Genomic DNA, 15,520 nt, shown 5'->3' with positions numbered 1-15,520 from the left:
GTTGAAGGAGCCTACTTCAGGAACAACTTGCGGAGCCGCCCGGTGGTCAGAAGTACGCCCAGCACGATCATCACCAGGTAGTAGCCGACGTGGATGGGAGTGGCCGAGGTGAACACACCAACGCTGATTTGCCGCAGCAACTCGACCCCATGCCACAGCGGCATCGCCTGAATGAACCATTGGATGGGCTGCGGGTAGACGCTCAGCGGGTAGAACGTGGCGCTGAAAAGGAACATAGGGAGCATCACGAAGTTGATCCAGTCCATCTGCTGGAAGGTCTTCATGAAGCTCGTGATTCCCATGCCGAAGCTGGCAAACCCGAAAGCTATGAGCACCGCCGCGGGAATCATCAGCAGCGCCCATGGCGTGGTAATCAGGCCCATCAGCCCCATCACGGCCGTAAAGCCTGTCGCATACAGCAGCCCACGCAGCAGCGCCAGGAAGATCTCTCCCATGGCCACGTCCAGCGGACCCAGCGAGGTGTAGAGCATTCCCTGGTACAGCTTGGCGAAGTTCATCTTGAAAAACACATTCCAGGTGGAGTCGTAGACGGCTCCATTCATGGCCGAAACCGCCAGCAACGCCGGGGCAATGTAGGCGGTGTAACTGATCTCCGAACCGCCCGGCCCTTGCACCGTGCCAACGATCGCGCCGAGCCCCACCCCCATGGAAATGAGGAACAGCACGGGTTCGAAGAAGCCAGAGAGCATCACCATCCAGTTGCTGCTCTTGGTTGCCATAAGGCCGCGCGCCACTACCGCCTTGACGTTGCGTGAATAGAGCGGACCGAAAGACCTGTTGCGCGCAGCTTCGGTAACGCTGTGGCCCTCAGTGAGGATGCTCATGACGCCATCCTTTTCTCGAACTGCCGTTTGGTCAGGATCCATCCCACGATGGCCAGAGTGACGAGGAACACGACATGGAAGATCGTCAGGAGCGGAGGCTCCTCGTAGCCGTAGCTGAAGACCCGGCCAAGCTCCGTCCCGTGCCAGATGGGTGAGATCCAGCCCACCCAGCGCACCACCAGCGGCAATGTATCGAGCGGAAAAAATGTCCCTGAGAACAGGAACAACGGCATCACTATGAAGCGCATGACCATCGCGAACTGGCCCTTGTCTTCCTTGATGGACGCTGAATAGGCCATCAGTGGCAGCCCGAAGGACAACCCGGCGAGGGTGGCCACCAGCACGGACACCCACCCCCAGCCGCTCGGCGAGGCACCGAAAATGGCTACAACTACAAAGTAGAGAGCCGACTGGACCACGAACCGCAAAGTGATGGCCATGGCGTGCCCGCTGGCAATTTGTGAAGGAGTCAACGGTGACGCATGAGGACCGTAAAAGACACGCCGCCACTTGAAGCCGTCCATCACGGGAAAGGTGAATTCGTTGGCTGCTGTCATCACGGACGCGGAAACCAACAGGGCAGGGGCAATGAACACAAGGTAGCTCACCCCACCGAACGCTGAAGTGCTGTTGGCATCCACCAGGGTGGCCAACCCCACGCCCATGGCGAACAGATAGGCAACAGGTTGCCCCACGCCGTACATCACGATGGTCCAGCTGTAGCCCTTCATCACCCGAAGGACCTGTTCCATGTAGTAGAAAGCTCCCCAGCGACGGGCGCGGGCGGCAGAGATCTCCGGGGAATGCGCTTGGCGAAGCGTAGCCGGCCCCGCCCCGCCGTCGCCTATAACAGCTGCTGCTCGCGGTTCAGTCAACGAGGCTCCTCCCGGTGAGGCGGAGGAAAACGTCTTCGAGCGACGACCGGCGGACCAGCGAGGTCAGGGGATGGAGGCCGCGGGCAGACACCTGTTCAAGGGCGGCCTCTCCGTCCTCGGCGTAAATGAGCACCCGGTCCGGAAGTGTCTCGATCCGTTCACCGATTCCCTCCAGCTCCGCACCGATGGTCGTGTTGCGTTCGGATCCGAACCTCAGTTCCAGCACTTCACGGGTGGAGTACTCCCTGATCAGGCTGGCCGGGGATCCTTCCGCCATGATCTTTCCCTTGTCCACCACAATCAGCCGATCGCACAGCTGTTCGGCCTCATCCATGTAGTGCGTGGTCAGGATCAGCGTGACGCCCTGTTCCTTGAGCCGGAACAGCCGGTCCCACAGGATGTGGCGCGCCTGGGGATCAAGGCCGGTGGTCGGCTCGTCCAGCAACAGGATCCGCGGCTCATTGATCAGCGAGCGCGCAATGGTCAGGCGGCGCTTCATGCCTCCGGACAGGGCATCCACCTTGGACTTCGCCTTGTCCGTGAGCTGGGCAAACTCGAGGAGTTCGTCCGCCTTAGGACGCAGGTAACTCATGGGCAGGCCGAAGTAGCGTCCGTAGACCAGGAGGTTGTCCCGGACACGCAGTTCCTCGTCCAGATTGTCCTGCTGCGGCACAACCCCCAAATGGGCACGCACCTCAGGTCCATGCTGGTCGGGGTCGAGGCCCATTATGGTGAGCTGGCCCGATGTTCGTTGCGAGACACCACCGATCATCTTCATGGTGGTTGACTTGCCCGCACCGTTCGGCCCCAGCAGCCCGAAGGCCTCACCGGCCGGGACGTTGAAGGAGATATCGTCGACGGCGGTGACGTCACCATAGGTCTTGCTCAGGTTTTGCGCGGAAATGACGTACTCGTCTGCGTCTTTACGGTCACTGCGGGGAGGGAGGGAGGATGCTTTTTCTTTCGACACGAGTTCAGGCACCCACCTAACGCTAGTACTCATATTCGAACAAAGAAAGAGTTCTCTCTCAAAAAATCCATTCGATTTGGGAAATTCCCCAGAGCTTGGCCGCAGCCCCTAAATATGGGGCAACTCGTTAAAGAGGAAGGGTACCCGGCCAAGGAATGACCGGATACCCTACGTCGTTGCACAGCTCGGCGGCTTTACGCGCCCAGGCCTTACCTGAGTCAGGCCAGGCCCGCTTGCCGTTCCGCTGATTCCACTACGTTCTCGAGCAGCATCGCGCGGGTCATCGGACCCACGCCGCCCGGGTTGGGCGACAACCACGCCGCAACATCGGCAGCCTCGGGATGAACATCTCCGGTGACAACAGCCTTACCGTCGCCGTCGTCCACACGGCTCACACCGACGTCGAGCACTATGGCCCCCGGCTTGAGGTCCTGTGCCTTGATCATGTGCGGCTGGCCGGCAGCAGCGATTACGACGTCGGCCTGCCGGAGTTCGGCGGGCAGGTCCGTGGTGCCGGTGTGGGCCAGGATGACTGTGGCGTTGACGTCCTTACGGGTCAACAGGAGCCCCACCGGGCGGCCGATGGTGACGCCGCGGCCCACCACCAGCACCCGCTTGCCGCTGAGGCTGATCCCATGGCGGGCCAGCAGCTCCACGCAACCCTTGGGAGTGCAGGGCAACGGGGATTTCATCGGCCCGCTGACGTTGGCCACGAGCCGTCCGAGGTTCATCGGGTGCAGGCCGTCGGCGTCCTTCTCAGGGTCCATGGCCTCAAGGATGACGTCCTGGTCGATGTGTTTAGGCAACGGAAGCTGGACAATGTAGCCGGTGCAGTCAGGGTTCTCATTGAGTTCCCGAACGACGTCCAGAATTTCCTCCTGGGTGGCAGTATCCGGAAGGTCGCGACGGATGGACGTGATGCCTACCTCGGCGCAGTCCTTGTGCTTTCCGGCGACGTACCAGGTGCTTCCGGGATCGGAGCCCACCAGGACAGTGCCAAGCCCGGGAACCACTCCCTTAGCCCGCAGAGTGGCAACGCGCTCGGTCAGTTCCGCCTTGATGGCAGCAGCCACGGCCTTGCCGTCGAGAACCTGGGCGGTGCCCTGAGAGCCAGTGGAAACCATGCTTACCACTGCTCGTGCTGCGGATACAGCGGGAAGTCGGCGGCGAGTTTGTCCACCCGGGCCTGGAGCGCCTGCACGTCGGTGGCAGTGCCGGACTTCAGGGCGGTGGCGATGATGTCTGCCACCTCGGTGAATTCCGCAGCACCGAAGCCGCGGGTGGCCAGGGCGGGAGTACCGATGCGCAGGCCGGAGGTGACCATTGGCGGGCGCGGGTCGAACGGGACAGCGTTGCGGTTGACGGTGATGCCCACCGAGTGCAGGAGGTCCTCGGCCTGCTGGCCATCGAGCTGGGAGTTGCGGAGGTCCACCAGCACGAGGTGGACATCCGTGCCACCGGTGAGTACCGAGACGCCGGCCTCGGTGACGTCAGCCTGGGTGAGACGGTCGGCGATGATCTTCGCACCTTCGAGGACACGCTCCTGGCGCTCCTTGAACTCTTCGGTGCCTGCGATCTTGAACGCAACAGCCTTGGCCGCGATAACGTGCATGAGCGGACCGCCCTGCTGGCCCGGGAACACGTTGGAGTTCAGCTTCTTGGCCCACTCCTGCTTCGCGAGGATTACGCCGGAGCGGGGACCGGAAAGCGTCTTGTGAACAGTGGAGGTGACGACGTCGGAGTGCGGCACCGGGCTCGGGTGAAGGCCTGCTGCCACCAGTCCGGCGAAGTGCGCCATGTCGGTCCAGAGCAGTGCGCCAACCTCGTCCGCAATGGAGCGGAAGGCTGCGAAGTCGAGGTGGCGGGGATAGGCGGACCAACCGGCGATGATGACCTGGGGTTTTTCCGCGATGGCCTGTGCACGCAGCTTGTCCATGTCGATGCGGAAGATGTCCTCTTCCACCTGGTACGCGGCTACGTTGTAGAGCTTGCCGGAGAAGTTCAGCTTCATGCCGTGGGTGAGGTGTCCGCCGTGAGCCAAGGACAGGCCCAGGATCTTGTCGCCCGGGGTGATCATGGCCGAGAGCGCCGCGGCGTTGGCCTGCGCACCGGAGTGAGGCTGGACGTTGGCGTACTCGGCACCGAACAGTGTCTTGACGCGGTCGATGGCCAGTTGCTCGGCGACGTCAACGTATTCACAGCCGCCGTAGTAGCGGCGTCCCGGGTAGCCTTCGGCGTACTTGTTGGTCAGGACCGAGCCCTGGGCTTCCATCACGGCGCGAGGGGCGAAGTTTTCGGAGGCAATCATTTCCAAGGTGCCACGCTGGCGGCCGAGTTCCTGGTCCAGGACTGCTGCAATTTCGGGGTCAAGCTCGGCCAGCGATTGGTTGCTGACCACTGACGAGGTCGTGGGAGTGGAAGTAGTCACGAAGAACTCCTGGCTAGGGAACGGTTACTGCTAAAGGTCAGGCTACCGGCTGGCGAATGGCTCCGCCCTTTGGTTACGGGTGCCCTTGAACACAGGACAGCCGCTACGGAGAACCACAGCAAGAGGCGGCAGCAAAGTGCACTGCCATCCGGCAAAACATGACCCTCGGCCCAGGCGTACGATCCGTGGTCTTCGTGAGTGCCGCTCCCTGGTGGTTAGCCACCCAACGCCAGTTGCGACCGGTTAAGCGTACAACAGGAGCCATGCCCGCGCAGGTAGGCTGGTCTCCGTGACTGAAGACCTGCTGAACGACTCGTACGTTGTAACCCTCTCCTGCCCGGACCGGCCCGGGATTGTGCATGCCGTCGCCGGCGCTCTCCTGCTGGCCGGATGCAACATTACGGACTCGCAGCAGTACGGCAGCCAGGCGACAGGAACGTTCTTCATGCGCGTGGAGGCCACCACCACCGCCTCCCAGGCAGAGCTGCACTCCTCGTTGGACCCCGTTGCCAAGGCTTTCGAGATGCAGTTGACGCTCAACCCGGCCGGCCGCAGGGTTCGGACGCTGCTGATGGCGAGCAAGTCCGCCCACTGCCTCAATGACCTGCTGTTCTTGCAGCGCTCCGGAACGTTGCCCATTGAGATCCCTGCCATCGTCTCCAACCACCGGGACCTCGCAGGCCTGGCGGAGTTCTACGGCATTCCCTTCCACCACATCCCTGTCACCCCGGAGACCAAGGCGGACGCTGAGGATGCATTGCGGGGCATCATGGCCGAAAACGACGTCGAACTCACGGTGCTTGCCCGCTACATGCAAGTCCTCTCAGACTCCCTGTGTACAGAGCTCACAGGGAAGGCGATCAACATCCACCACTCGTTCCTGCCCTCCTTTAAAGGTGCGAAGCCGTATCACCAGGCCCATGCCCGCGGAGTAAAACTGATTGGTGCCACCGCCCACTACGTCACTGCCGCCTTGGACGAGGGGCCCATTATCGAGCAGGAGGTCATCCGCGTGGACCACCGGCGGACCGCCGAACAATTCGTGCAGATGGGCCGGGACGTGGAAGGCCGCACCCTGGCGCAGGCTGTGCAGTGGCACGCTGAACACCGTGTGCTGCTGGACGGCAACAGGACTGTCGTCTTCAACTGACGGGTCTTTCCACATGTAGGTAGCAGTAGATGTTGTTCTGAGCGCTCAAAACAACATCTGCTGCTACTTAGTTGGGTGGGGGCAGGCGTCCTCTAGGCTGTACCCATGGCTCCCCTGTACTCCTTTGAAGGCACCGTCCCCGACGTCCACGATTCCGTTTTTGTAGCCCCCACGGCTTCGATCATCGGCAATGCATCACTTGCCGAAAATGCCAGTGCATTCTTCGGGGTTTCAGTCAGGGCCGACACTGCCGCCATCACTGTGGGAACGGGAAGCAACCTGCAGGACAACGTGGTACTGCACGCCGATCCAGGTTTCCCCTGCACTGTCGGGGCACGCGTCAGTGTTGGGCACAGCGCCGTCGTCCACGGTTGCACCGTTGAGGACGACTGCCTGATCGGGATGAGCGCCACCATCCTGAACGGGGCAGTGATCGGCGCCGGTTCGCTCGTGGCGGCAGGCGCCGTCGTCCTCGAGGGGACGGTGATTCCGCCCCGTTCCCTCGTTGCCGGCGTTCCCGCGAAGGTACGGCGGGAACTGAGCGAGGAAGAGTTCGACGGCGTCCGGCGCAACGCCGAGCGGTACGTGGAGCTTGCCCGTGCCCACCGAGTGGAACAAGCAGGCCTGTAGGCCTATCGTCCGGAGCCGTGTGGCAGGGATGCGTGAAAGCCTGGTCCGCCGTGGTATCCCCGGAGCCATGTTCATGCACAGGGCTATTGGCATGACCGGCCCCGTCGGCTACCCCAGTAAGTAGTTCTGACTGGCGGGGACACGTCTCTGCCCCCTCAGGTATGGTGTCTGAATGGTTCGTAGACTCTCTGACATCGGGGCCGAGGGCGTCCTGCTGGCCGGGGCAGGGCGCGCGGTCCTGCTGCAGATCGCCAATCCCTCGATCGGCCATGCCGTGGCTGAGCACAGCAATTTCGCTGAACGGCCCCTGGACCGGCTGCGCAGCACCATGAGCTATGTCTACGCCGTGATCTACGGGTCACCGGAGCAAATGGCAGCCATGCGCCGCAGCGTGAACCGTGCCCACGCCCCCGTCCGCCGAGCAGCGGACGCTGGTTCCAAGGGCTACAACGCTTTCGACGCCGAGTCCCAGCTTTGGGTTGTGGCCACCCTCTACGACACCGCCGTGACTGTCTACGAACGCATCCATGGCCCGCTCGACGACGATTCCGCCGATGTCATTTACCGCGAGTACGCGAAGATCGGAACAGCCCTGCAGCTCCCCGCAGAGTTGTGGCCGGCTGACCGCTCAGCGTTCCGCGAGTACTGGGACCGAAGCCTCGGCGCCCTGAAGGTTGACGAGGTCGCGGTCCGGGTGGCACACGACCTGCTGTATCCGTCCGCTGTGCCGCTGTGGCTGCGGCTCACCATGCCCCTTGCCCGTCTCCTGACCGCTGGCCTCCTCCCGGGCTCGCTTCAGGAGGATTTCAGGCTGCCGTGGAGTAAGGGGCATCGGCGGCGCTTCGAACGGGTCATGCGTCTGCTTGCCGTGGTTAATCCGATCCTGCCGCAGCGTGTCCGGCATTGGCCGAGGGACCACTACCTTGGCCAAATCGACAGGGTGGCTCAGGTCCCCCGCCAATCCGGCAGCGCGCCCCACCCGCCCGCACCATCAGCCAAGCTGCGCAGCGCAGAGGCCTAAGCCTGCTGCCGGCCGTGGATTCAGTCGAGGGCTATCGGACCCAGATCCTCTAGCAGCTCACCCGGTCCCGGATTTTCCGGAGCGGACTGCCCGCCCAGATGGTTCACCACTCCCCAGACGGCGTTCAATCCGGTAGTGACGGCGCCTTCCGCCCAGCCTGCCGTAAACGAAACGTCGTCGCCGGCCAGGAAGATCCCGCGCTGGTGCTCAGGAAGCTGGTCCTGCTTGAAGTGCGAGAAGAGCCGCTGCTGGTAGCGGTAATGCCCGGGCAGGTTCGCCTTGAAAGCTCCCATGAAGTTGGGATCCGCTTCCCAGGAGACAGTGATGGGCTGGCCGATGATGTGGCTGGCGATGTCCACACCGGGATAGATCTGCTGAAGCGAATGCAGCATCAGTTCCACACGCTGGTCCGCATCCAGCGCCAGCCACTTGAGGGCGTCGTCGTTCCACGTATAGGAGAGCAGAATGACCGCAGGCTTGTCCGGACCGTCCTCGAGGAGGTAAGTGGCCCGGTTCAGCCTGTCCGTCAGGGTCATCGAGAGAACTTCCCGTCCCGTATCCGGATCAAAGTCCTTCCAGAACGGCCTGTCGACCATCACAAACGTCTTGGACGACTGCATGTAGTGCGAGCGCTCAATGGCTGTCCACAGCTGGGCAGGAAACAGCGCCTCCTCCGTGTGGATCCTGGTGGACAGCAACCAGGACTGGCAGGTGGTGACAACAGCCGGGTAGGCCGCCTCCCGACCCCAGCGTTCCCGGACGAGGAAATTACCGGCAGGGAGATCGCCGCTGTTTGCCCGGACGATCCTGTCAACCGCGCCTCGGGGCGATCCGGAATGCAGGGATGAAAGCGAGGTGCCCTCCGGCCAGTGGGCCATGCCCGACGGCGCGTGCTTCCACAGTGCCTCCGGGAGCCGCTGCGCACCGCCGGTTATCAGGCGGTGCTGATCGTCGGCGTCGGTGTAAACAACCCGCAGGATTTCCAGAATGGAGTTGGGGAAGTCGGTGTCCCAGCCACCGGTCCCGAAACCCACCTGCCCAAACGCCTCGCGGTGCGCAAAACCAGCGTCCTTGAAGGATTTGCTGCCCGCTATGAACCCATAGAACGTCTGCTCATCAAGCTCCGGGAGCAGATCGTTCCAAATTTCCTTGATCCGGACGGTGTCCCGCGCACGAATGGCCTCTTGCATCTCACTGAACCTGGCGCCGTCGTTCACTGCATGTTTCCAGGCCTCAGCCACCTCACGGAAGAACGGCGGCAGGTCTGCTGACGTGGTGGCGTAGTGCTTCTCCCCCGCGAGCTCAATCACGGTACTGGAGGTGCCGGGGGCAAGCGGGTTGGGGAAATCCTGCGTCTGCAGCCCAAGCAGGTCAACGTAGTGGTAGAAGGCCTTGCCGGAAACAGGGAAACGCATGCCACCCAGGTCTGCCACGACGTCAGGGGCGGACGGGAAGTTTGCTGTGCGCAGTCGTCCACCGATCTGGTCGGCCTCGTACACCACCGGGCGCAGCCCAAGTTTCATGAGTTCATAGGCTGTGACAAGTCCGGAAAGTCCGGCCCCGATGATAGCCACTTCTGTTCCGTACAACTCCGGCGGCAGCGAGCCAAGGCCGGCTGGGTGGGCCAGATAGTGGTCGTAGCTAAACGGGAAGTCCGGGTTCAGCATGGTGATGGGGCCCGGTGTGTCCAGGGTGCTCGACGGATCGGAAGCCGGCAATTCAGTGGCGGTGGTCATGGGGGTCTGCCTTTGTCAGTTCAGGAGTGGACTGGGGATGCGGAGGTAGTTACGAGGACTGATATTCGGAGGACCGGGGACGTGTTAGTTCACGGTATTCCTCCTGGCTCAGTGCGGCTACCCGTGAGTTGCGTCGCCCGTAGCTGAAGTATGCTCCGACCCCCACGAGCATCCACAGCCCGAAGACCACCCAGGTATCGGCACCGAGGTTAAGCATGAGGTAACCGCACATGGCCGCCCCGAGGATCGGAGTCAGCGGAAACAGCGGGACGCGGAAGGTCCTCTCAAGTTCGGGCCGGGTGCGCCGCAGGTAGATGACGGCCACGTTGACCAGAGCGAAGGCGAAGAGGGTTCCGATGCTGGTGGCGTCCGCGAGGGACCCGAGCGGCACGAGTCCCGCGGTGAGGGCGACGGCGATGCCCACGATGAGCGTTCCGGCCACCGGTGTACCTGTCCGGCGGGAAACGCGTCCGAAGATCCGGGGAACGAGGCCGTCGCGCGACATCGAGAGCAGGATACGGGTCTGCCCGTAGAGGACGGTGAGCACGATGCTCGCGATGGCCAGGACGGCGCCCACGGAAAAGACGAGCGCTATCCAGGGCTGGCCGGTGATTTCCTCAAGGATGCGGACAAGGGCGGCGTCGGTTCCGTCGAACCAACCCCAGGGCCTGGCACCGATAGCGGCTACGGCAACCAGGACGTAGATGGTGGTGACGATGACCATGGAAAGCATGATGGCCCTGGGCAGGTCGCGCTTCGGGTTCCGGGCTTCCTCGCCTGCGGTGGAGGCTGCGTCGAAACCGATGTAGGAGAAGAAGACGCTGGAAGCGGCGGCGGAAACACCTGCGGCCCCCATGGGCAGGAGAGGCTCGAAGTTGCCGGCGTTGAAGGCCGTGAATGCCACGGCGCAGAAGAAGACCAGGATGCCTACTTTGACCACGACGATCGCAGTGTTAATCCAGGCGCTCTCCCTGGCGCCACGGACCAGCAGCATCATGGCAAGAACCACGATGACCATGGCCGGGATGTTCATCATCCCGCCTTCACCCGGTGGCTGTGAGATGGCATCCGGAAGGACGTTGCCGAAGACAGCGAGGGTTTCGTTGACGTACTGCCCGGCCCCGACGGCTACAGCAGCGACGGAAACCGCGTATTCCAGGACAAGGCACCAGCCGCAGATCCAGGCCATGCCCTCGCCCATAGTGGCGTAGCTGTAGGAGTAGCTGGAGCCCGCGACGGGCACGAGGCCGGCCATCTCGGCATACGAAACAGCCGACAGCAGCGCGGCGAGGCCGGCAATGGCGAAGGAGATCCAGATGGCGGGGCCGGCCAGCGGCACGGACTCGCCCAGGATCACCAGGATTCCTGTCCCGAGGGTGGCTCCCACGCTGATCATGGTCAGTTGCAGCACGCCGAAGCTGCGGACCAGCTTTGGGGCGTCCTGCTTGCCTTCGGCCTCACTGAGCATCTGGCCGATCGGCTTTCGGCGGAGCAGCTGCGCGGTCAGGCCAGTGCGCTGCCCACCCCCTTCCGGGGCTGCCGCGGGCTTCTGTCCGGTGATGGTTGGCAGAGTCATCGTTGACGTCCGTTCGTGTGTAGTGAGTCATTTTCCCTCGACCAAGCTTAGGCATGTGAGCCACCTCTCACGGTTGTGCAAAATGACCTATAGTGATCTGCCATGAGACAAAATGCACAGAACACAAGCACTGCGGGCGCGGTGTTTTCAGGGCAGGTCAGCGTAGACCTGTTCGTTGGTGACACGCCTGTGCTATTTGGAGATCCGGACACCGGAGGCGCTCCCAGTGACGCCTGACGCCGGAACCGAAGGGCTGAGCGCTGTTACCCTCGAACAGTTCCTGAAGCAGTTGCCACCGCAGTTAAGGATCCTGCACGACGGCGGCAACCGCACCAGGACGCTGCGGTGGGTTGAGCCCAGCGAGCTGGAAGATCCAACTCCTTACCTGCTCGATGGAGAGTTCCTCCTCACCTCCGGCCTTCCCTTCGTTGGCGAAGGTGGTGCCGCGGACAAAGTGGATGCCTACGTGGAGAGGCTGGTTGGGGCGAGCGTAACAGCCCTTGGCTTCGGGTTGGAACCGTATTTCCAGGCGGTTCCGGCCGCCGTGGTTCAGGCTTGCATTCGCCATAACCTGACCCTTGTGGAGATTCCACAGACGGTTCCGTTCGCGGCTTTGGGACTTGAATTCTCGCAGCTGCTCGAATCGGATAAAGCCAGGCTGCTGCGGGAATTGGCGGACACCAACCGGCAACTGATGAGGGCCGTGCTCTCGGCCAGGCCCGAGCACGAACTCCTTGCCGCCCTTGTCCAGCGCGTTCCCGTCTGGGCTCTTCTGGTGGGCGCTGACGGAAGGGCACGGGCACGGGCAGGTACAGTCCCGGAGCTGGCCAGGTTGCAGTCACTGCTGGGGCGCCTTCTTGCCGGAAGCGGCCCCCGTGTGGAAACCGAAACTCTGGACTCCCCCGGATCGTCCCAGGTATTCGGCCACCCCTTGCGCAGCACCCGGGATGCCAATCTGGGCGGCCTGGTCCTCGGTAGCAGCACGCCCCTGACGCCGGCGCAGAACAGCGTGGTGTCATCCGCCGTCGGCCTCCTGGAACTGCTGGTGCGCCAGCGGACCAGCGGTTCTCTGGCCCCAAGCCAGCTGGCTACGGCCCTGCTACTGCATCCGGACAGCCTGGCAACCGGGGGCACGCGGCACATAAACGCCCTGAAAGACCTGCTGGCGCAAAGCACAGGCTCCTCACGCTCCGCATCCCTACGGGTCGTGCAGGGAATCACCATCGATTCCCCCTCCTGGCCCGGGAGCGACAGTCCCGTCAGGGAACTGCTGCAGTGGCGGCGGATGCTGGACACGAAACTTGTGGAGATCACCGATTACGGTTTCACCGCGATTACGCGACTGAAGGTGGACGACGCCCTTCTGGCCGACGTCGAAAAGCTCGGCTGGCGTCTTGCTATCGGAGACGCGACCGAACTAACCGGGTTGGCTGCCGCCTATCAGCGTGTGACTTCCCTTCGACCCCGGGTCAAGACCACAGGTAAGAGCGCCAGGGTGGACGAGATCAGTTGGTCAGTTGAAGGCCTTTTGGGACGCGACGCCGGGACGATTCTTGCGGCCAGGTTGTTGGAGCCGGTCCTCAATCAGGACCCCGAGCGCCGCACCGCACAGCTGGCAGTTCTCCGGGCGTGGCTGGGCGAAAACGGGAGCTGGGATGCCACAGCAAAGGCCCTGGGCCTGCATCGGAACAGTGTGCGACGGCAGATCAACACCCTGGGCGAGCTCTTGGACATGGACCTCAATCAGGCCGGGGTACGCGCCGAACTGTGGTTTGCGCTTCAGTACGCCGACGAGGTGCCCGGCCCACCGGCAGCTTTCGCCTAGTCCCAGCAGCTCATTCCTCCCACGAGCGGTAAAGGTCAGGCCTGCGCTCCCGGAGGTAGGGAACGGCTGCCCGGGCGGCCTTCGCTGCCGCGGGGTCGACGGTGGCAAACAGCAATTCGTCGCCTGCACCTGCGGCAGCAAGCAGTGAGCCATCCGGCCCTGCGACCACGCTCCCGCCTAGAAAGGTACAGCCATCTTCCACGCCGCTGTGGTTGGCATATGCCACCGTCAGCTGGCTTTCGAGCGCCCTGGCGCGCAGCAACACCTGGGGTACGGCGTCGAACCCTTCCGACAATGCCGTAGGAACCAAGAGCAGTTCGGCGCCGCGGACAGCTGCGGCGCGCACCGGCTCGGGGAATTCGACGTCGTAGCAGATCAGCAGTGACGTTGGAATGCCAAGGAAATCCACGACGCCGGGAGGTGCTTCGGCCGGCGAAAATGCCGCGCTCTCCTCGGCTCCGAACAAATGGACCTTTTCATAGCTGATCAACTCGTTCCCTTGATCATCAAGGAGAGTTGCAGTGATGTGCCACAGGCCCTCGGCAGTCACTCCGGGCAAGCTGTAGACGAGCGCAATTCCGTGCTTCCGGGCTGTTTCGGCGATAGTGCGCTGAATTGCGGGAAGTCTCGCTGGATCAAGCTCGTTCCGCACCCTAAGCGGCGCGTAGCCGACAGGAAAGAGCTCGGAGGTCAGCAGCAGGTCGGCGCCGGCTGCCGCAGCTTTGCCCGCGGCCTCATCGAGCGTGCGGCAGTTCGCTTCAATATCCAACACCACGGAGTTCGCCTGCATCACGGCCAACAGCACCAGCACCACTTCACTTTCCCTGTGTGATCCGCTCACTCGTCAGATCTCCCTCTTCAGACTACCGACGCTCCGAGTGAATGAATGCGTGCATTTGGCCCCGGAAGGGCCATCTCGTGGACGCTTTGTCCTGCTAACTGTTGACCGTGGGCTCCGATGTTTCAGGAGCCCCGGCTTCCCTTAATTCGCTAAGGGAAGCCGGGGCTCCCTTTCCGTTAGGCATCCTGCGATCTAGGCAAGTGGCCTGCTCATGGCGTAGTTGGTCAAGATGACTCCGCCGCGCAGAAAGCGGCAATGTTCGCCTGCTGTGAATCCGTGCTTCTCAAAGAAGTCTTTGGCCGCTTCGCTGGCATTGGTGCTGAGGCTCCTGGCCCCTCGCCTGGACGCTTCAACCAAAATCCAGGACATCAGCGCAGATGCCACACCAGTCCGGCCATGCTCCGGGGCGACGAACATCATGTCGATGTATCCGTGGGCGTCAACGTCACTGAAACCCACAACTTCACCGTCGACTTCAGCGACAACCCCGTTGCGTGTGATCTGTTTGCCTCCCCAGGACTCCACGTCGATGTTCTCAGGAGCCCATACCGCGATTTGTTCGGGTGAATAGCTGGAGGCCGCAGTCACATGAACAGCCCGGTAGAAGATGTCCAGGGTTGCTGCGGCGTCCCGGGGTTCATAGCGGCGAAGAGTGATGCTCATCCGTCCACCTTAGGGCTGTCACTTTAATTGTCGATGGTCGCTGGAAGACTCTATCCATGGGGGAAATTCAGGGGTCGACGGCGGGACTCGCTTTGGCGGGCAGCCGCGGAGCCGCCGTGGGGGACGTGTCAGTGGGTGATCTGCTGATGGCACTGGCGGCGGTCCGTCCCTGCAGTGATGGCGCCGGACTGATCGGGCAGTTGCGTGAGCTGGAGGACCTGAAGTCCGCCGCCGCAGCACTGCAGGCCCGCATCGCCGTCGCGTTCGACGCCGACCAACGCCGCACCCAGCGGCAGGCTGGTTTACCGGCTGCCGAACTCGGGAAAGGCGTGGGCGCGCAGATCGCCCTGGCCCGGCGCGAGTCCCCCGCCGGCGGCTCCCGGCTCCTCGGACTGGCCAAAGCCCTCGCCACCGAAATGCCCCACACCCTCGCAGCCCTCCAGACCGGGCAACTCAACGAATGGCGCGCCACCCTCCTGGTCAGGGAAACAGCCTGCCTCACAGCCGCCGACCGGTGCACAGTCGATGAAGAACTCGCAGCAGACACCGGCGCGCTCTCCGGGCTCGGGGACCGCGCCCTCATCGCCGCCGCCCGGACCGCCGCCTACCGGATCGATCCCCGCTCCCTGGTCACCCGCGCCGCCAACGCCACGGCGGACCGGCACGTCAGCCTCCGCCCGGCCCCCGACACCATGACCTACCTCACCGCCCTGCTCCCCGTCGCCGCAGGAGTCGCCGTCCACGCAGCCCTCACCCAACACGCCAACACCCTCACCAGCGGCACCGGCACCACGACCGACACCGGCGAGGAAATCCGCGGCCCGGACACCCGCTCCCGCGGGCAGATCATGGCCGACACCCTCGTCGAACGGATCACCGGCACCCCCGGCGGGATCACCGGCATCGAAATCCAACTCGTCATGACCGACCGCACCCTCCTCCACGGCCACAACGAACCCG

At 63.2% G+C, this 15,520-nt stretch carries 14 protein-coding genes; 5 read left to right on the top strand and 9 right to left on the bottom strand.

Going from position 1 to position 15,520, the window contains the following annotated elements:
• Positions 1-11: 11 nt before the first annotated feature.
• The 5 genes from MU551_RS21375 to glyA all read right to left on the bottom strand — a co-directional run bounded on the left by MU551_RS21375 (position 12) and on the right by glyA (position 5,118).
• On the bottom strand, positions 12-845 hold the full coding sequence (locus MU551_RS21375; protein ID WP_247048571.1) for an ABC transporter permease: 834 nt from the start codon (positions 843-845) through the stop codon (positions 12-14).
• The gene (locus MU551_RS21370) at positions 842-1,720 is read right to left on the bottom strand and encodes an ABC transporter permease (RefSeq protein ID WP_281507385.1); all 879 of its coding nucleotides are present in this window, start codon (positions 1,718-1,720) and stop codon (positions 842-844) included. Before MU551_RS21370 ends, MU551_RS21375 begins: the two co-directional genes overlap by 4 nt.
• On the bottom strand, positions 1,713-2,702 hold the full coding sequence (locus MU551_RS21365) for an ABC transporter ATP-binding protein (RefSeq protein ID WP_247048570.1): 990 nt from the start codon (positions 2,700-2,702) through the stop codon (positions 1,713-1,715). Before MU551_RS21365 ends, MU551_RS21370 begins: the two co-directional genes overlap by 8 nt.
• Before the next feature lie 206 nt (positions 2,703-2,908).
• The gene (locus tag MU551_RS21360; RefSeq protein ID WP_247048569.1) at positions 2,909-3,814 is read right to left on the bottom strand and encodes a bifunctional methylenetetrahydrofolate dehydrogenase/methenyltetrahydrofolate cyclohydrolase; all 906 of its coding nucleotides are present in this window, start codon (positions 3,812-3,814) and stop codon (positions 2,909-2,911) included.
• 2 nt (positions 3,815-3,816) lie between these two features.
• Positions 3,817-5,118 (bottom strand): serine hydroxymethyltransferase, encoded by a 1,302-nt coding sequence (glyA, locus tag MU551_RS21355; RefSeq protein ID WP_308198334.1) that lies wholly within the window; start codon positions 5,116-5,118, stop codon positions 3,817-3,819.
• 289 nt (positions 5,119-5,407) lie between these two features.
• On the opposite strand from glyA, the gene purU reads away from it, so the two are divergent.
• The 3 genes from purU to MU551_RS21340 all read left to right on the top strand — a co-directional run bounded on the left by purU (position 5,408) and on the right by MU551_RS21340 (position 7,919).
• A complete protein-coding gene (gene purU, locus MU551_RS21350; RefSeq protein ID WP_247048568.1) occupies positions 5,408-6,268 on the top strand; it encodes a formyltetrahydrofolate deformylase in 861 nt (286 codons plus the stop codon).
• Between the two features lie 105 nt (positions 6,269-6,373).
• Entirely contained in the window at positions 6,374-6,898 is a 525-nt protein-coding gene (locus MU551_RS21345; RefSeq protein WP_247048567.1) for a gamma carbonic anhydrase family protein, read from the top strand.
• Between the two features lie 172 nt (positions 6,899-7,070).
• Positions 7,071-7,919, top strand: coding sequence for an oxygenase MpaB family protein (locus MU551_RS21340; RefSeq protein ID WP_247048566.1), 849 nt, complete (start codon positions 7,071-7,073; stop codon positions 7,917-7,919).
• A gap of 20 nt (positions 7,920-7,939) precedes the next feature.
• On the opposite strand, the gene MU551_RS21335 is transcribed toward MU551_RS21340, so the two are convergent.
• The gene (locus MU551_RS21335) at positions 7,940-9,655 is read right to left on the bottom strand and encodes a flavin monoamine oxidase family protein (RefSeq protein WP_247048565.1); all 1,716 of its coding nucleotides are present in this window, start codon (positions 9,653-9,655) and stop codon (positions 7,940-7,942) included.
• Positions 9,656-9,704: 49 nt separating this feature from the next.
• Entirely contained in the window at positions 9,705-11,231 is a 1,527-nt protein-coding gene (locus MU551_RS21330) for an amino acid permease (protein WP_247048564.1), read from the bottom strand.
• Positions 11,232-11,457: 226 nt separating this feature from the next.
• Here MU551_RS21330 and MU551_RS21325 point away from each other — a divergent pair, with 226 nt between their 5' ends.
• Positions 11,458-13,056 carry a PucR family transcriptional regulator gene (locus MU551_RS21325; RefSeq protein WP_247048563.1) on the top strand — a complete coding sequence of 533 codons (1,599 nt, stop codon included), beginning with the start codon at positions 11,458-11,460 and terminating at the stop codon, positions 13,054-13,056.
• A gap of 10 nt (positions 13,057-13,066) precedes the next feature.
• Here MU551_RS21325 and MU551_RS21320 read toward each other — a convergent pair whose 3' ends face one another.
• Complete coding sequence (locus MU551_RS21320) at positions 13,067-13,846, bottom strand: carbon-nitrogen hydrolase family protein (RefSeq protein ID WP_247048629.1); 780 nt, start codon at positions 13,844-13,846, stop codon at positions 13,067-13,069.
• A gap of 243 nt (positions 13,847-14,089) precedes the next feature.
• Complete coding sequence (locus MU551_RS21315) at positions 14,090-14,560, bottom strand: GNAT family N-acetyltransferase (protein WP_247048562.1); 471 nt, start codon at positions 14,558-14,560, stop codon at positions 14,090-14,092.
• Positions 14,561-14,616: 56 nt separating this feature from the next.
• On the opposite strand from MU551_RS21315, the gene MU551_RS21310 reads away from it, so the two are divergent.
• A partial coding sequence (locus tag MU551_RS21310; protein ID WP_372489908.1) for a DUF222 domain-containing protein occupies positions 14,617-15,520 on the top strand: 904 nt, incomplete at its 3' end.

It is taken from the genome of Arthrobacter rhizosphaerae (assembly GCF_023062595.1).
Lineage (GTDB): Bacteria > Actinomycetota > Actinomycetes > Actinomycetales > Micrococcaceae > Arthrobacter > Arthrobacter rhizosphaerae.
This window is presented reverse-complemented; position numbering and strand designations above follow the sequence as displayed.

Coding starts and splice junctions, on each gene's coding strand:
- MU551_RS21375 (WP_247048571.1), bottom strand. CDS start 845: ATGAGCATCCTCACTGAGGGCCACAGCGTTACCGAAGCTGCGCGCAAC.
- MU551_RS21360 (WP_247048569.1), bottom strand. CDS start 3,814: ATGGTTTCCACTGGCTCTCAGGGCACCGCCCAGGTTCTCGACGGCAAG.
- MU551_RS21345 (WP_247048567.1), top strand. CDS start 6,374: ATGGCTCCCCTGTACTCCTTTGAAGGCACCGTCCCCGACGTCCACGAT.
- MU551_RS21340 (WP_247048566.1), top strand. CDS start 7,071: ATGGTTCGTAGACTCTCTGACATCGGGGCCGAGGGCGTCCTGCTGGCC.
- MU551_RS21335 (WP_247048565.1), bottom strand. CDS start 9,655: ATGACCACCGCCACTGAATTGCCGGCTTCCGATCCGTCGAGCACCCTG.
- MU551_RS21330 (WP_247048564.1), bottom strand. CDS start 11,231: ATGACTCTGCCAACCATCACCGGACAGAAGCCCGCGGCAGCCCCGGAA.
- MU551_RS21320 (WP_247048629.1), bottom strand. CDS start 13,846: ATGCAGGCGAACTCCGTGGTGTTGGATATTGAAGCGAACTGCCGCACG.
- MU551_RS21315 (WP_247048562.1), bottom strand. CDS start 14,560: ATGAGCATCACTCTTCGCCGCTATGAACCCCGGGACGCCGCAGCAACC.